Source organism: Neobacillus paridis, from assembly GCF_016765675.1.
Classification (GTDB): Bacteria; Bacillota; Bacilli; order Bacillales; family Cytobacillaceae; genus Neobacillus; species Neobacillus paridis.
Genome location: NZ_JAESWB010000216.1, coordinates 1 through 549, shown reverse-complemented (window position 1 = coordinate 549; position 549 = coordinate 1). Strand labels below are relative to the sequence as shown.

2 protein-coding genes are annotated in these 549 nt (G+C 56.8%); both read left to right on the top strand.

What is annotated here, in order from left to right; translation table 11 throughout:
• On the top strand, positions 1 to 180 hold a 180-nt coding region (locus JK635_RS15100; protein ID WP_202654797.1), incomplete at its 5' end, for a Na+/H+ antiporter subunit E.
• 9 nt (positions 181 to 189) lie between these two features.
• Positions 190 to 471 carry a K+/H+ antiporter subunit F gene (locus tag JK635_RS15095; protein WP_202654796.1) on the top strand — a complete coding sequence of 94 codons (282 nt, stop codon included), beginning with the start codon at positions 190 to 192 and terminating at the stop codon, positions 469 to 471.
• Positions 472 to 549 lie beyond the last annotated feature (78 nt).

The following is a 549-nucleotide window of genomic DNA, read 5'->3' as shown; positions in this document are numbered from 1 at the left end:
CCTTTTGGATTGGCGCTGCTGTCGTGCCTCATCAACTCGACCCCTGGAACCGTCTGGGTCGAGATCTTGCCTGAAAGCCATCAGCTTGCGCTGCATGTGCTCGATCTGCATGATGAACAGTGGTGGATAGACACAATCAAGTCGCGCTACGAACAACCTCTGATCGAGATTTTTGAATAGGAGTCGCTAATGGTTACCACGTTGCTGGAATGGTCGATCAACTTTGTCTTTGGCTGCATTCTTCTGGCGATGGCATGCTGCGCGCTGCGCCTGGTGATGGGCCCGTCCGCCCAGGATCGGGCCCTTGCCCTGGATACGCTGTGGATGTGCGCGATGCAGTTGGCGCTGGTGCTGGGTATGCGTTTTGCCAGCGACCTGTATTTCGAAGCCGCCATGCTGATTGCCTTGCTTGGCTTTGTCTCGACGATTGCAATCGCCAAGTTTCTGCTGCGCGGCGAGGTGATTGAATGAACGGCGACGTGCAAATGACGGCATGGGCCGCCGTGCCGGTAGCCCTTCTCCTCCTTGCGGCTGGCGCCATTATCTTGG

Coding starts and splice junctions, on each gene's coding strand:
- JK635_RS15095 (WP_202654796.1), top strand. CDS start 190: ATGGTTACCACGTTGCTGGAATGGTCGATCAACTTTGTCTTTGGCTGC.